At 65.6% G+C, this 15,235-nt stretch carries 11 protein-coding genes and 1 tRNA gene; 8 read left to right on the top strand and 4 right to left on the bottom strand.

Going from position 1 to position 15,235, the window contains the following annotated elements:
• Positions 1–137 precede the first annotated feature (137 nt).
• Positions 138–2,252, top strand: a complete 2,115-nt coding sequence (locus KIH79_RS06995; protein WP_219058765.1) for a glucose PTS transporter subunit IIA — start codon at positions 138–140, stop codon at positions 2,250–2,252.
• Between the two features lie 33 nt (positions 2,253–2,285).
• Entirely contained in the window at positions 2,286–3,155 is an 870-nt protein-coding gene (locus KIH79_RS07000) for a PRD domain-containing protein (RefSeq protein WP_219058766.1), read from the top strand.
• Between the two features lie 13 nt (positions 3,156–3,168).
• On the opposite strand, the gene KIH79_RS07005 is transcribed toward KIH79_RS07000, so the two are convergent.
• Complete coding sequence (locus KIH79_RS07005; protein ID WP_219058767.1) at positions 3,169–4,311, bottom strand: diacylglycerol/lipid kinase family protein; 1,143 nt, start codon at positions 4,309–4,311, stop codon at positions 3,169–3,171.
• Between the two features lie 152 nt (positions 4,312–4,463).
• Between KIH79_RS07005 and serS the strand changes: the two genes are divergently transcribed.
• The 4 genes from serS (at position 4,464) to KIH79_RS07025 (ending at position 8,844) form a co-directional block, all read left to right on the top strand.
• On the top strand, positions 4,464–5,750 hold the full coding sequence (serS, locus tag KIH79_RS07010) for a serine--tRNA ligase (protein WP_219058768.1): 1,287 nt from the start codon (positions 4,464–4,466) through the stop codon (positions 5,748–5,750).
• Between the two features lie 256 nt (positions 5,751–6,006).
• Positions 6,007–7,941 (top strand): hypothetical protein, encoded by a 1,935-nt coding sequence (locus KIH79_RS07015; RefSeq protein ID WP_219058769.1) that lies wholly within the window; start codon positions 6,007–6,009, stop codon positions 7,939–7,941.
• 79 nt (positions 7,942–8,020) lie between these two features.
• Positions 8,021–8,105 (top strand) — tRNA-Ser (locus KIH79_RS07020).
• 124 nt (positions 8,106–8,229) lie between these two features.
• Complete coding sequence (locus KIH79_RS07025; RefSeq protein ID WP_219058770.1) at positions 8,230–8,844, top strand: HAD-IA family hydrolase; 615 nt, start codon at positions 8,230–8,232, stop codon at positions 8,842–8,844.
• Positions 8,845–8,859: 15 nt separating this feature from the next.
• Here KIH79_RS07025 and KIH79_RS07030 read toward each other — a convergent pair whose 3' ends face one another.
• Both KIH79_RS07030 and KIH79_RS07035 read right to left on the bottom strand, forming a co-directional pair.
• Positions 8,860–9,579 carry a LuxR C-terminal-related transcriptional regulator gene (locus tag KIH79_RS07030; protein WP_219058784.1) on the bottom strand — a complete coding sequence of 240 codons (720 nt, stop codon included), beginning with the start codon at positions 9,577–9,579 and terminating at the stop codon, positions 8,860–8,862.
• A gap of 129 nt (positions 9,580–9,708) precedes the next feature.
• On the bottom strand, positions 9,709–11,058 hold the full coding sequence (locus KIH79_RS07035) for an ATP-binding protein (RefSeq protein WP_219058785.1): 1,350 nt from the start codon (positions 11,056–11,058) through the stop codon (positions 9,709–9,711).
• A 318-nt stretch (positions 11,059–11,376) separates the two neighbouring features.
• Between KIH79_RS07035 and KIH79_RS07040 the strand changes: the two genes are divergently transcribed.
• Both KIH79_RS07040 and KIH79_RS07045 read left to right on the top strand, forming a co-directional pair.
• Positions 11,377–13,410: a PspC domain-containing protein gene (locus KIH79_RS07040; protein WP_219058771.1), complete on the top strand. Its 2,034-nt coding sequence runs from the start codon at positions 11,377–11,379 to the stop codon at positions 13,408–13,410.
• Positions 13,411–13,521: 111 nt separating this feature from the next.
• The gene (locus KIH79_RS07045) at positions 13,522–14,556 is read left to right on the top strand and encodes a hypothetical protein (RefSeq protein ID WP_219058772.1); all 1,035 of its coding nucleotides are present in this window, start codon (positions 13,522–13,524) and stop codon (positions 14,554–14,556) included.
• 53 nt (positions 14,557–14,609) lie between these two features.
• On the opposite strand, the gene KIH79_RS07050 is transcribed toward KIH79_RS07045, so the two are convergent.
• A complete protein-coding gene (locus KIH79_RS07050) occupies positions 14,610–15,227 on the bottom strand; it encodes a DUF4125 family protein (RefSeq protein ID WP_219058773.1) in 618 nt (205 codons plus the stop codon).
• Positions 15,228–15,235 lie beyond the last annotated feature (8 nt).

A 15,235-nucleotide genomic window follows, 5' to 3' on the forward strand; every position in this document is an offset into this window, starting at 1 on the left:
TCACATAAGACGCAAGACCTGAGACATATGCCAGCCATAGGTGTATGTCTTGGGTCTTTTTTTGTTGTCTTGCGGTTCTGCGAGGGCGGAGAACATAACAGGAGAACAACAGGAAACACAAGGGAAGGAAACCAAAGATGGCTGAATCCACAGCGTCGCAGATCATCGACGCCATCGGTGGTGCGGGCAACGTCAAGAGCCTGACGCACTGCGCCACCCGTCTGCGTTTCGAGCTTGTCGACGGCGGCAAGGTCGACCAGAACCGCCTGCAGCACATGAAGGGCGTGCTCGGCGCGGTCCCGCAGGCCGGCGACCGCTATCAGGTCGTCATCGGCGGTGCGGTCGCCTCCATGTACGAGGAGATCATGCACCTGCCCGAGATGGCGAACGCCGGCGGCGCGGCCAAGTCCGCCAACAACGGCAAGATGACCGATGCCGAAGTCAAGGCCGCCGAACGCGCGAAGGCGCGCGGCAAGGTCGCCTGGCTCGACTCGTTCTTCGAGTACCTGGCCGACTCGTTCCGCCCGATCCTGGGCGTCCTGCTCGGCGCGTCCATCATCATCGCGCTCGTCAACCTGTTCATCTCGCTCGGCGTCATCGCCGGCGACGAGGACAACACCTCCCTGATGTTCATCAAGGCCATCTGGAAGGGCGTGTTCTACTTCCTGCCGATCATGGTCGCCTACAACGCCTCCAAGAAGCTCAAGGTCGACCCGTGGCTCGGCGGCTCCATCATGGCCATGCTCATGACCCCGCAGTTCGCCGCCCTGTCCGACGCCAAGACGTGGGGCAACGCGGTTTCCTGCGTCGAGAACGCCACGCTGGGCACCACCGACTGCACCGCCACCGTGTTCGGCCTGCCGATGCAGCTGTCCGACTACTCCGGCAACGTGTTCGTGCCGCTCATGATGGCCGCCGTGCTCGGCCTCGTCTACCACGGCCTGAAGAAGATCATTCCGGACAGCGTCCAGCTCGTGTTCGTGCCGTTCTTCGCCATGATCATCGTCGGCGTGCTCACCGCCTTCATCATCGGCCCGCTGGGCGTGTGGGTCGGCAACGGCCTCGGCGTCGTCCTCGCATGGATGAACGGCCACGCTCCGTTCGTGTTCGCCATCGCGATCCCGCTGCTCTACCCGTTCCTCGTGCCGCTGGGCCTGCACTGGCCGCTCAACGCCCTCATGCTCATGAACATCCAGTCGCTCGGCTACGACTTCATCCAGGGCCCGATGGGCGTGTGGAACTTCGCCTGCTTCGGCGCCACCGCCGGCGTGCTGTTCATCTCCATCCGCGACCACGACAAGGAAATGCGCCAGACCTCCATTGGCGCCCTCGCCGCCGGCCTGCTCGGTGGCGTCTCCGAGCCGTCCCTCTACGGCATCCACCTGCGCTACAAGATGGTCTACAAGCGCATGCTCATCGGCTGCGGCACCGGCGGTGTCGTGATCGCCGTCCTCGGCTGGCTGTTCCCGTCCGTCGTGGCCTCCGGCGAGACCGTGCGCGGCGTGACCACCACCGCGTTCGCCTTCACCTCGCTGCTCACCATCCCGGTGTTCAACCAGATGTGGGTCTACGGCGTGTCCATCGCCGTCGCGTTCGCCGTGTCCATGTTCCTGATCATCACGCTCGACTACCGCACCCCGGAGCAGAAGGCCGAGCTGCAGGAACGCCTCGCCCAGGAGAAGGCCGACCGTGAGCTCGAGGCTCAGGCCGCGTCCGCTCCGGCCGCTGCCCCGGCTGCCGCTCCGGCCGCCGCGACCGCCACTGCCGTTGCCGAAGCTCCGGCTGCCGCCGCGACCGCGACCGACACGGTCAACGCCCCGGTCGCCGGCCACGTGATCTCTCTCGACGACACTGGCGATCCGGTGTTCGCCTCCCGCGCGCTCGGCGAGGGCGTCGGCATCCAGCCGACCGACTCGACCGTCGTCGCCCCGATCTCCGGCGTGCTGCAGACCGTCGCCGAGACCGGCCACGCGTTCGGCATCAAGTCCGATGACGGCGTCGAAGTGCTCGTGCACGTCGGCATCGACACGGTCAAGATGAACGGCGAGGGCTTCTCCGTCGCCGTGGCCGCCGGACAGCGCGTCAACGCCGGCGACACGCTCGTGACCGTCGATTTTGATAAGGTCAAGGCAGCGGGATACAGCACCACCACCCTGATGACGGTGCTCAATACCGTGGCCCTGGCCGGCGTCACTCCGAAGACGGGAATCGACGTCGCCGCGGGCGACCCGGTGCTCGACATCCAGCACTGAGTCTGGAGGCCGTATAGACAAAAGGGGACGCACTTGAAAGTGCTTCGCGTGTTCAACAACAACGTCGTGCTCGCTGCGGACGGCGCGCAGGAAGTCATCGTCACCGGCAGGGGACTGGGCTTCAAGGCGAAACCGGGGCAGGAGATCGACAACGCGAAGGTCGTTCGGGTGTTCGTCCCCTCCGACGGGCGGGATCCGGATCATCTGGCAGAACTGCTGTCCAACATCCCGCCCGAAATGATCCGTCTGGTCACCGACGCCATGACCCGCGTCGGCCTGGGCTCGCAGGCCGAGTCCAAGCCCACGCTGGTCATGGCGTTGGCCGATCACATCGCCGGCGCCCTCCGCCGGCTCAAGCATGGAGACCAGGTCTCCTATCCGCTCACGGCCGAAGTCCAATCGCTGTATCCGGCCGAATACGAGCAGGCCGAACGTCTCATCGCCCAGCTCAACGCCGAGCTGAACGGCATCCTGCCCGACGGCGAAACCGTCGCGCTCGCCATGCATCTGGTCAATGCCGGCTTTTCGACCGGCGACCTGTCGTACACGTACCAGATGACCGGCATCATCCAGCAGATGATCGCCGTCATCGAACGCTGCTACGGCATCGAACTCGACCAGCACAGCGTCAACGTCGGCCGCTTCATCACGCATCTGCGCTACCTGTTCGTGCGCATCCGCCAGCACGAACAGCTCGACCGCGAGCCCGAGCCGATCATCGACTCCATCACGCAGTCGTATCCCGAGGCGACGAGCTGCGCGCGCGCCGTCGCCGACATCGTGCGCATCCGGCTCGGCGAGCCGCTCACCGCGGACGAAGTCGCCTATCTCGCGCTGCACATCGCACGCGTGACCTCCGACGCGAAGGAGGAGCGCCGCGCCGCACGTGCGAACGCGGCCTGATTACGCTACTTGACTACTTGATCGGCGGAATGATGCCCGTCGCCGACAGATCGGGGTCGACCTCCGGCACGCGCACGCACAGCGCCTTGCGCTCCACGTCGAAGCGAATGTGGCGCGTGACCGGCAGCATGTCGCCGTCCACCTGCGCCAGCGCCGGCTTCTCCAGCATGATCTCCGCGCTCACGCCCTGAATGTTGTCGATCGACGAATTCGTCGACAGCGGACTCGACCCGGACTTGCCGGTGATCGTCTGGTGCACCACGTCGCCGAACAGGTTCGCCCAGCCGAGAATGCCGCCCGACGTGTCGATGATCTCGAAATCGAGGATGCCGTCGTCGTACGAGGCGTCCGGCATGAGCGAAAAGAACGGGATCTGGCCGCAGTTGCCGGCCATGAACGTGCGAAACGCGAGTCCTTTGATCGTGTGCGAGCTGCCGTCCGCGCTGCGGATCGTCACCGAACCGTGATACTTCGGCGCGAACAGGTTCTTCACGCCCGACACGAAATACGCGAGCCAGCTGATGTTCTTCTTGAGTTCGGGGTCCGTGTCGTCGATCATCAGCGCGTCGAAGCCGATGCCCGCGATGATCAGGAACGCGTGGCCGTGATCCGAATCCGGGTCATCAAGCAGCGTGAGACGGCCCATGTCGACGTGCCGCGAACCGTGCGACGTGGCCACCGACAGCGCCGCGTCGATGTCGTCGACCGGAATGCCCATGTTGCGGGCGAACAGGTTGCCCGTGCCGATCGGAATGATGCCGAGCGCATGGCCCGTGCCCGACACGGCGCTCGCCACCGTGCGCACCGTGCCGTCGCCGCCGACCGCGACGACCACATCCGCGCCGTGCGCGAGCGCCTCCTTGGCGCATGCGCGCCCGTCCTTGTCGAGTTTCGTCTCGATGAACTCGATCTCGGTGAGTCCCTTGGCCTTGCAGAACTGCTTGATGTGCCTCTTGCGTTCCGCCGCCTGCGGTTTGGACGGATTGACGATGAACGCGTAGTGCACCTGATCGTCGTCGCGCCGGTCGAGCTGTTCGGCGAGCCGACGGCGGCGCAGCGTACGGACGGCAAGGTACGCGGCGGCCGCGATGACGACGATGCCGGCGACGACGGCGAGGACGATGGCGACGATGGTGGCGGTAGGCATGGTTCCCATTGTTCCCGCATTGCGCTCGCGACGCTCCCGCGACACGACGAAACTCGACGATTCCTGCACGTTCGCGCGCGTGCCTGCGTCGTCGAGCTCCGCCGTGTCAGGGGGATCGGGGCTCTTGCCGCGTGTCGGCTTACGGCGGTAGGCTGGGGCACATGCTTGATATTCAATTCATTCGTGACCATGCCGACGTCGTGAAGGAATCGCAGCGCAAGCGCGGCGAATCCGTCGAACTCGTCGACGAAGTGCTCAAGTCCGACGAAACCCGCCGCACCGCCCTCAAGGAATACGAGGAGGCCCGCGCCCAGCAGAAGGAAATCGGCAAGAAGGTCGCCGCCGCCCCGGCCGACGAGAAGGCCGCGCTCATCGCGCAGACCAAGGATCTCGCCGCCAAGGTCGCCGAATACAAGGCCACCGCCGATTCCGCCGCCGAAGAGTACACCACCGCCATGTGGAAGCTCTCCAACATCGTCGAGCCGGAGGCGCCGGAAGGCGGCGAGGACGACTACGTGGTCGTCAAGAAGGTCGGCCAGATCCGCGACTTCGCGGCCGAAGGCTTCGAACCGAAGGACCACCTGACCCTCGGCACCGAGGTCGCCGGCATCGACATGCGCCGCGGCGTCAAGGTCGGCGGCTCCCGCTTCTACTTCCTGCGCGGCGCGGTCGCCCGCATGCAGATCGCCATGCTCACCATGGCCGTCGACCAGGCCGAGCAGCACGGCTTCGTGCTCGCCATCACCCCGACGCTGGTTCGACCCGAAGTCATGCGCGGCACCGGCTTCCTCAACTCCCACGCCGACGAGATCTACCGCCTGCGCGAGCCCGACGACCAGTACCTCGTCGGCACGTCCGAAGTGGCGCTCGCCGGCATGCACGAGAACGAGATCCTCGATCTTGGCAACGGCCCGCTGCGCTACTGCGGTTGGTCGTCCTGCTACCGCCGCGAGGCGGGCGCCGCCGGCAAGGACACCTCCGGCATCATCCGCGTGCACCAGTTCGACAAGGTCGAAATGTTCGTCTACGCCAAGCAGGAGGACTCCTACGCGGAGCACCAGCACCTGCTCGAGATGGAGCAGGAGATGCTCGCCAAGGTCGAGGTGCCGTACCGCATCATCGACACCGCCGCCGGCGACCTCGGCTCCTCCGCCGCCCGCAAGTTCGACTGCGAGGCGTGGGTGCCGACTCAGGGCCGCTACCGCGAGCTCACCTCCACTTCGAACTGCACCGAGTACCAGGCCCGCCGCCTCAACATCCGCGAGCGCACGGCCGACGGCTCGACCCGCCCGGTCTCCACGCTCAACGGCACGCTGGCCACCACCCGCTGGCTCGTCGCGATCCTCGAGAACCACCAGCAGAAGGACGGCTCCATCGAGATCCCGAAGGCCATGCGTCCGTACATGGGCGGCAAGGAAGTCATCGAGCCCACCAAGTGGGAGGCGTGACGTTCGTCCCGCCTGCCGTGTCCTGCGTCGCGCACGGCCGCTGTCGCTGTGCGCGGCTACGAACAGTCCACTGGACCGTTCGTCAAGTGGGAAGCCTGATTTCATCACGGGTTCGCTAGTTTGAACCGAAATCCCCGGCAAATGAGCGCACTGCTCATTTCCGGGGATTTTTTGTATAGCGAGGACTGTTCGGCGGCTAGACTCGGACCGGAGAGAGACGGATGATTCGCGCGCGGATTGTCCGGTTGAGAGAGATATGAGTGATGATATGACGTCGAATGACATGCAGAACACGGCCGCGGATGGGACCCAAGCGGTTCCGGCTGCGGCAAAAACCGCGGGGAAGCCCGCTGGCGGAACGTTCGGATTCAACCCGGTGGCCTCGATCATGGGAGTGATCGGCCGTCTGCTTATGGTTCCCTACTCCATGCTGGTGGTGTTCGCGGCAGTCGCCGGGGGCGTGATCGCCTTCACCTTCCTGACGGAGATCGTGCCGAACCTCAACGTGTTCGGCAGAACGATGAAGGCGTGGGGCTACAGCACCAATCTGTGGATCAGCCATACGCTGAACCCTATCGCGTCCGAGATGGCGGCGGCCAACCCCGACGACATGTGGAGCCGCCGTTATCTGGAACTCAACCCCAACGGTTCGCTCTCGTTCGATGGCGCCGAAATGGGATACGTGATCTTGGGCTCGGTGCAGGGCATCATCCGGTTGCTGTGGTGGGCGTTCAGCAAGTACGCGATCATATGCGTGGTGCCGTTCGTCGTGCTGATCTTTCGCCACTGGCGTCGACCGGTGCGCGGATATCTGGATTGTCTCGTGTGGCCGGCGAAAGTGTGGACCCGACTGGTCACCGGGAAGGTCGGCAAGCTGTTCCTGCTCGGAACGGGGGCGGTGATACTCGCCAACGTGCTCGGCGCGGCGCTCTGGGGTGCGGCGTTCCTGCTGGCCTATATCGAAACCGGCAGCGGCACGGCCGTGTTCACCGGACTCACCTGGATCGTGGCCGGACCGATCCGCATACTGCGATGGGGCAACCAGTATGCCTCCGGCATTCGCGGCGCCACCGGAGGCGGGGCGTTCGACCCGATACTGTGGCTGCTTTATGTGGTGCTTTTCCTGGCGATCATTGTTTCCGCGGTGGCGGCAATCGCTGCATTGGCTGACATGGTGGTGTGGGGTCTGTTGTCGCTGCCGGTCACGTTGCTGGTTTTGGGCTATATGGCGTCGCACCACATGATCGGCGACCCGCATACCGTGTTGTGGGGCGCATTGGAAGCATGGGTGGTGTGGTGGCTGGTCGCGTCCGTCATCATCTCCGCTGTGGTATGCCTTGTTCCGTACTACGTCGGGCTGGTGCTCGGCTTTGGCGGCGACGATGTCGAACCGGAAGCAGCCTCATCCGTCGGTTTGGCGACCGGTCGGTCGGTGCCCGGACGGTCCGTCGGCGAGGTGTCCGATGGCGGTGGTGCCGAAGCCGATGCGCCCGATGTTTCCGCCGAACCGATCTCGTCGAAGCCGACGGTCGACGTGTGGATCGATGCCGTATGCGAAGCATGGTACGACGAGAACATGCAGTCGGTGACGGAGCTGGAGTCCAAGGTTGGCGGCATGCACGGCTGGGTGCGCGCGCAGCGAGACTGGATCCGGCATCCTGACGGCGAATACAAGGGCATGGAGCGGGAACGGCAGCAGTGGGCCGCTTACATGGCCACCGACGACGGTGCCGCCTATGCGCAATGGTTCGAGCATGCGGCCGGCATGGTCGACGACGTTGTCCGCGACGCCACCGCGATGGCATACGCCGGCATGACAGATCTGCGCGATACTCTGCGGAGAATGTCCGATGGACATGACGAATGGTTCGCAGGCGAGGCTCCGGACGGGTCCCAGTCCGACGCATCGCCCGACTCGCAGGATGCCGTCGACAATCGCGACCAGCTGGTCGAAGTCGCGTTGTTCACCATGCCGGCGACCTTTGGCTGGATCAAGTCAGGGCATCCGATCGACTACGCATCCGCCGTTGCGGACATGATCATCAACGCGGTCGATGATCCTCCGGCGGCCGGTGATCTGCCGAACGTGCGACTGGCTGACGTCATGACGCTCGCTCAGCCCGAAGACATCCCGGAATACTGTACGGCCATGCGTCAGACGCTGTCCGACATCATATCCGGCAAGGAGTGAGTTCGTGCGACGCGCATCGCGTTTTCTCCATGTTGCGCTACACTGTAACGGTTGACTCGCTGATGGCGTGTCACTCAATGGACAGGTGTCTGAGCGGCCTAAAGAGACGGTCTTGAAAACCGTTGTGGGGCAACCCACCGCGAGTTCGAATCTCGCCCTGTCCGCAATCGGGCCCAGACAATTATGTCTGGGCCCATTTTTTTGCTTCCATTCCGATTGTCAGTCTGCTGGCTTCAATGTCTCTCAAGCATGCAACGTCATGCCGGTTGCCGGGGTATGGTGAGGGGCATGGGCAAATGTGCATACACCGATGTGATCTTCGACTATTGCGACGTGCTGCTGGACTGGCGGCCGCGGCTGCCGCTTGACGGTCAGTATCCGGCCGGCGTGGTCGACATGTTCTTCGACAAGGCCGACGAATACGGATTCGACTACTACGACGCGATGAGCGACTCCGGCTGGAGCGAGGAGCGCGTGCTCGCCGACTACGAACGGCATCACGGCCCTGCCGTGGCGTGGGTGTTCCGCGTGTATTTTGACCGGCAGCAACTGTCGTTGTACGACATGATCGACGGCATGCCGACGCTGTTGCGCGATCTGGACGCGGCCGGCGTGCGGCTGTGGGGGTTGACGAACTTCACCGCAAAGTACGTGCACGCCGCGCAGGAGAAGTTCCCGTGGCTGCGACTGCTGCGCGACACGGTGGTTTCGTCCGAGGAATGGATCCGCAAGCCCGATCCGATGATCTACCGGCGCGCGATCGAACGCTTCGGCGTCGACCCGGCCACCACCGCATTCGTGGACGACAAGGCGTACAACGCGGCCGCCGCCACTGCCGTCGGCCTGCATGGCATCCAATTCCTTAACGCCGCGCAGACGCGCGATGCGCTCGGATTGTCATAAGTCCATGGTCATGGGTCACACGATGCGGCGGTCAGCGGCCCAGCGGGTGAGTTCGGTGCGATTGGACAGCTGGAGCTTGCGCAGCACGGAGCTGACGTGCGTTTCCACGGTTTTGATGGAGATGAACAGTTCCGCCGCGACCTCCTTGTACGTGTAGCCGCGCGCGATGAGCCGCATCACCTCCTGCTCGCGGGCCGACAGCCGGTCCAGCTCCTCGTCTCGCGCGCCGGCGCCTGCCGGGGAGGCGCCGACCCCGTCGCCTCCGACCGGCACGCCTTGGAACGCGGAGAGCACGAATCCGGCCAGTTTCGGCGAAAACACCGCGTACCCCTCGTTCACCTGACGGATCGAATTGATGAGATCCTCGCCCGTAATGGTCTTGGTCACGTAGCCGCGCGCTCCGGCGCGAATCACCGAGCCGACGTCCTGCGGCGAATCGGACACGGACAGTGCCAGAAATGCGGAATGTGGCGAATACGCGAGCGATTTGGCGAGAATCTCCGCTCCGCCGCCGCCCTCGCCGCCTGGCACATGCACGTCGAGCAGCACCACGTCCGGCTTGGTCGCGGCGATCATCGCCACCGAACCCTCCACGTCCGGCGCCTGCCCGACGATTGTGAAATACGGCTGCAGCGTCGCGATCACGCCCGCTCGGAACATCTCGTGATCGTCGACCACGGCCACACGGATCGGCCTCGCTCCGGCCGTGCCGGTTGCGCCCGTCGCATCGCCCATGCCGGCGTCCCCGTTCGTGCTGTTCATCTCGGCTTTCCCTTCTCTCCGTTCGTTCCGTCGGACATTCGTCTCATTGATGGTCCGGTCCGTTGATCGTTCGTCCTGCCGACCATGATCGTTGGCATGCGGTCACGCCGCGCGCCCGCCTTCGTCCGCGCTGCCGCCGCGGGCGGTGCCGACGTGCGTGCCGTCGTCGGCGATCGGCATGTGCATGCGCACTTCCGTGCCCCAGCCCGGCCGCGACACGATGTCCACCGTACCACCGCGCCGCCGCACGCGGCCGATGATCGACTCGCGGATGCCGAGCCGGCCTTCGGGAATCGCATTGACGTCGAATCCGTCGCCGTGATCGCGCACGAATACGTCGACCGTGTCGTTGCCGGCCTCGCAGTAGACGGACACCGGCTCGCCGCCGTGCGTGACCGCGTTGACGAGCGCCTGCTGAGCCGCGTCGAGCAGCGCGTCGGTTTGTGCGCTGGGGCGCGCGTCGCCGACGGTCACGACCTCGATCGGCTTGCCGTGCGCGTCTTCGACGTGCGCGGCGACTTCCTTGATGCCGGCGCTGACCGACCGGTCGGACGTGGTGCGCTCCTGGTACAGCCATTCTCGCAGTTCGCGCTCCTGCTGACGGGCCAGCGTGAATACGGTTGCAGGCTCGTTGCTGTGCAGTTGGATCAACGCCAACGTTTGCAGTACGCCGTCGTGCAGATGCGCGGTCATGTCCGCGCGCTCCTCCTCACGCTCCTTCAACGCGCGTTCGGTGCCGAGTTCGCGGATCAGCGAGCTGATCCATGGCACGATCGACACGCACATGCCCGCCAGCAGCATGAATCCTGCCAGAATGATGCGCCGTGGCGACGCGCCCCAGCCGGGAACCGCCGATTCGAACACGAACACCGCGTACGCGACGAACAGCAGCGTCACGCCGCCGAGCATCGACCACAACTGGCCGTCCTTCGCCCCGTAGCGCAGCCACGCCGTACCGACGCCGGTCACGGCTAGCAGGATCGGCAGAATCAGCTCGCCGGCTACGCCGCCGTACAGCATGACGACGGTGATCGCCAGCAGCGCAAGGCCGGCCAGCGCTACCAGCGCGGGTTTCGGCGCGCGTTTGAGCGCGTCCAGCAGCGTTTCCGACTGGCCGGCGGCGGCGAGGGCGGGGTCTGCGGGACCGTCCGATGTTGCGCCGTCGCCGTTCGCCGCGCCGGTGCGTTCGCCGCCGGTCCATCCGCCCATCCGGCGATTGCCGCGTGACAACGGCGATGACGCGGTCGGTCGCGATGCAGCACGAGCCTGCGCCACGGCGACGGGATCGCCGACCGGCATGAACAGCCATAGGAAAACGTATGCAACGATGCCCGCCCCGAACAGGCACGTCGCGATCACGAACAGCAGACGCACCCAACCGACGCCAACGCCTGTATGCATCGAGATGCCGCGGCATACGCCGCACAGCATGCGGCCGCGCTTCGGGCGCATGAGCGGCAGCCGTTCGGATGGAGCGTACGGCGCGGACGGGACCGGTGAAGCCGATGAGGCCGAAGCCGCTCCGTACGCTCCGTATGCGGGCCCCGACGCGCCGCCGGGTCGCGCGCCGGTCCGCGCGCCCGACCTCGGATCGGACTGCGAGGGCGGTGAATAGGGATGCTGCTGGAAAACCATGATTCCATTGTGCCGTCGTTCGGGTCAATCGAGAGCCAAACGAGGGGTCATTCGGGGAAACGGCACTCGTGGTTCAGGGAACAATCAGGGTGTTCCCGGACGGTTTCGGCATGCGCGGGCTGCTGTAATGGAACCATGAGCAATGCGAATGACTTTTCAGGATCCTCTTTCCGCGGCGACGCCTCCGGCAATGCCGGCGGTGATCCGTCCGGCAATGCCGGCGACAATCCGGCGGGCGGTTCGACGGGCCATGCGTCCGGCGGACCGCAATATGGTGGCCCGCACCATGGTCCGCAGTATGACCCGCAATACGGAGACCCGCAATACGGCGGTACCGCGGGTAATCCCGCCGGTGGTCCCACAGGCAACCCTGCAGGCAACCCGTACGCCGGTTCCTTCGGCAATCCCGCGTTCGGGCCGAATCCATACGCCAATCCCGCGCCGCCGGTGAGCGGAGACAGTGCCGGCTGGGGGAGCGGCACCGCGTCCGGCGTGATGCAGCGCTTCTTCCGCTGGGTGCGCAACAGCGGCATCGGCCGGTCCGATGACCGCTGGGTGGGCGGCGTGTGCGGCGGACTCGCGCGATACTTCCGCATCAGCCCGGTGCTGATGCGCGCGATCATGCTCGCCGCGGTGCTGGTGTGCGGTTTCGGCGCGGCATTCTACGCGCTCGCATGGTTCGTGCTGCCCGACGATCGCGACGGGACCATTCTCAGTGAACGGCTGGTCGCCGGCGACTGGGATTGGGCGTGCCTCGGCGTGTTTCTGTGCTTCGCGATCGGCGTGATGTTTCCCGGCGCGGGATTCGTGCTGACTCTGCTTGCGGCGTTCGTGCTGTGGCTGCTGCTCGAACGTGAGATGCGCCGCCAACGTGGTTACGGCGGTCCGGCGAGCTCCTCGCGCGGCGCCAATCCTAACCCCGGCAACCCCGGCAACGGCGGTTGGAGCGGCGATCCCGTGCATTCCGCAGCCGGTGCAACTGCCGGCAGCGGCCCGCAGCGAACGACAGCGGCTCAGCCGTTTGCCGACGGGTCGGGCCGACGGCAATCATCCGCGAATCCGTTCACGCCGAACGGCGCCATGCCCGGCCCGACTCCTCCGGTAACGTTCGCATCGGTACCGTCCGTCCCGGCGTCGTCGACGGCCGCATCGTCTCCCGCTGCGGGGGGAACGGCTGGCGCCGCGGGTCCGGCGTTCGTCTCTGAGGGCGTCATGTCCGGCGCAACCGCGTCGACCATGCCGATGACCTCGCCGTATCGTGCGCCGCAGCCAGCCCCTAAACCGAAATACGCGCGACGCAAGCCGGCCGGGCCGTTCGTCGTGGCCGTCGCGCTCGGCCTGATCCTCCTGTCGATGGCCGCCGCGTTCGTGCTGAGCGGCACCGATCTCGGCAGCGCGATCCGCGTATGGACGTTCTGGTCAGCCGGCGTGTGCATTGCGCTCGGCCTGCTCATCGTCGTGCTCGGCCTGACCGGCCGGCGCTCCGGCGGGCTCGTGCCGATCGCGTGGATCGCGGCGATCGTCGCTGTGTGCATGATCGGCCTGAACCTGACGTACTCGTACCTGATCCACCAGTACCCCGCATACGCGTACCAGCAGGGATACGAGCGCATCGCGGTCCGCGGCACGCGCACGATCCAATACTCCCAATCGCAGCCGCTGCCGTTGGACGACGAGCGGGGACTGGTGATCGAAGGCAACGACTACGACAGTGACAACCTCACGCTCGACCTGACCGAATACGCGTCCGGCGGCGCGCATCACATCCGTCTTGGCGACGGCAGCATGGTCTATTCGCAATGTCCGAACGGCCAACTCAACCTTGGCGTGAACGATGCGCGCGTCACCATCATTCTGCCGGAAAACTGCACCTACTGGTTCGCCGGGCAAGGCAGCGAATCGAGCTCTTCTTCCACGATCGGCGGGCAATGGTCGATGATCCTGGGCGGCGACGTCATCGGATTCGACAACGATCGCAACTTCGCGTACGGCAACGGCCGGTACTACTCCTGCTTCGCCGGACAGACCGTCGAAACCGGCTGCGAGTGGATGAACGATTGGGACAAACAGCCGGTGGACGGGCCGGAACTGGTCATCAACCCGGTCGCGATGCTCAGCGGGCGAGTGACCGTGCAATACGAGCGCGGTGTTGACGGATATTCGCAGTGAACCGCGTGGGCGGTCGATCGACCGTGCCGCGCGTGATACCCCGGACGGTTTCGGACGCGGCTCCGAGCGCGATCCATACGCGATCCATACGATACGGACAGGAGAACAACCATGAGCAACGATGATCAGGACGACAAGACCACGGTGATCGAGACGGAGCCGGTCGGGACGAAGCCGACCGAGACGGAGTCGGTCGGGACGGAACCGACCGTCGCGTTCGGTACGGACAGCCCGCTCGGCGCGGGCGGTATGGACGATGCGACGGCGGTCATGCCGACGACGGCCGATATCGCCGAAACGCGCGCGATCGACGTGCCCGATGCGTCCGATGCAGCCGAAACGACCGTGATTCCGGCCACGCTGGACACGTCCAACGACACGCCGACCGAAACCATGCCGCCGGTCGGCGACAACGCGACCGTGCCGCTGTATACGGCGAAGCTGAAGGATGCGTCCGCGGACGACACGACGGTTGATGCGACGCATGACGAACCGGGCGTGATCGACGCGAAGCTGGACGACTTCGCGCAAACCGTGCCGATGACGGTGGCGGTGCCGACCGACGAGCCGACGGCGGCGATTCCGAGATCGGATGCGGTGCGAGACGATTCCGACAAGACGGTGGACGCATCCTCCGGAGACTCTGCCGGAGATACGGGCACAACCGTCCCGAACACGACCATCCCGGATGCTGCGGCATCGGAGAACGCCGCGCCCGATGCCGTCTTCGGCAATCGCACGGCGGATCGTGGAAATGACGCGGGTACATCGCGGCCGGCAAACGAGACGGGCTTCGAAGCGTCCCGCCGGCCGAATCCCGAACAGGCGCCGGCATGGACACAGCCCGCACGCAACGCGCAGCCGGTCGTGCAGGTCGAACGCGACGTGCCGCCCGCGCCGCAGGTCATCCGCAAAACCGGGCCGAACGTGGCAGCCATCGTTTTCGGTGTGCTGGGGATCCTGCTCGGCTCGGTCACGCTGCTGTTCGGGCTGGACTATCCGACCAACCTGTTCTTCTGGCTGGAGGCCGACCCGCGCGTGGTCGCCGCCATCGCCTGCGCCGTCGTCGGCGGTGCGCTCGTGCTCATCGCCATCATCTGGTCGCTCGCCACGATGATCGGCTCGCGGAGCAAGCCGAAGGCGTAGGCGTAAGGCATAGGCATACGGCGCAGACGTGACGGGCGACGGTGGCCGTGCGGTTACTGGGCGGCCTCGGCCTCGTCGAGATCTGCGAAGCCGCCGAGCCGCACGGTGGCGAGGATCGTCTCCTCGGTGAGGTTGCGGCCGGCGGTGGTCTTGTCGGCCACCATCCGCTCGTACAGGCCGAGTGTCCGGTCGGAATACGTGCCGAGCTCGCCGCGCAGGTACGTTTCGAACGACGTGGCCGCAGGCGTGTCCTCGGCGGTGGTGAGCACGCGCATCGCCCGGCCGAGCTTCGGATATCGGGCGCGGAAATCGGCCGCCCACGCGACCTGCGTGGCGATGATCCGCTCCTGACGGGCGATGCGCTCGCCGGACAGTCGCGGAATGTACGGTTCGATGTTCTCCGCGTATTCGGCCGGTGCGGTTGAGGCCATCATGCGGCCGTACTTCTCGGTGACGAGGTTGCGGCCGATGCGGTCCGCTTCGGCCAGGTCGTCCAGATAACTCTCCAGCAGCGGCACGGGCCACGTGAGGAACTGGCTGGTGCGCATCTGGTTGAACACCGGCCAGTTGCCTTGGCAGGCGGCGCGCCCGCCCTCGTTGTTGGTGCGCTGGAACTGGTCCCATTCGCGGCGGACGATTCGCTCGATGAGTGCGGTATATTCATTGGTCATGGATGGTC

The sequence above is a fragment of the Bifidobacterium miconis genome (assembly GCF_019331735.1).
GTDB lineage: Bacteria > Actinomycetota > Actinomycetes > Actinomycetales > Bifidobacteriaceae > Bifidobacterium > Bifidobacterium miconis.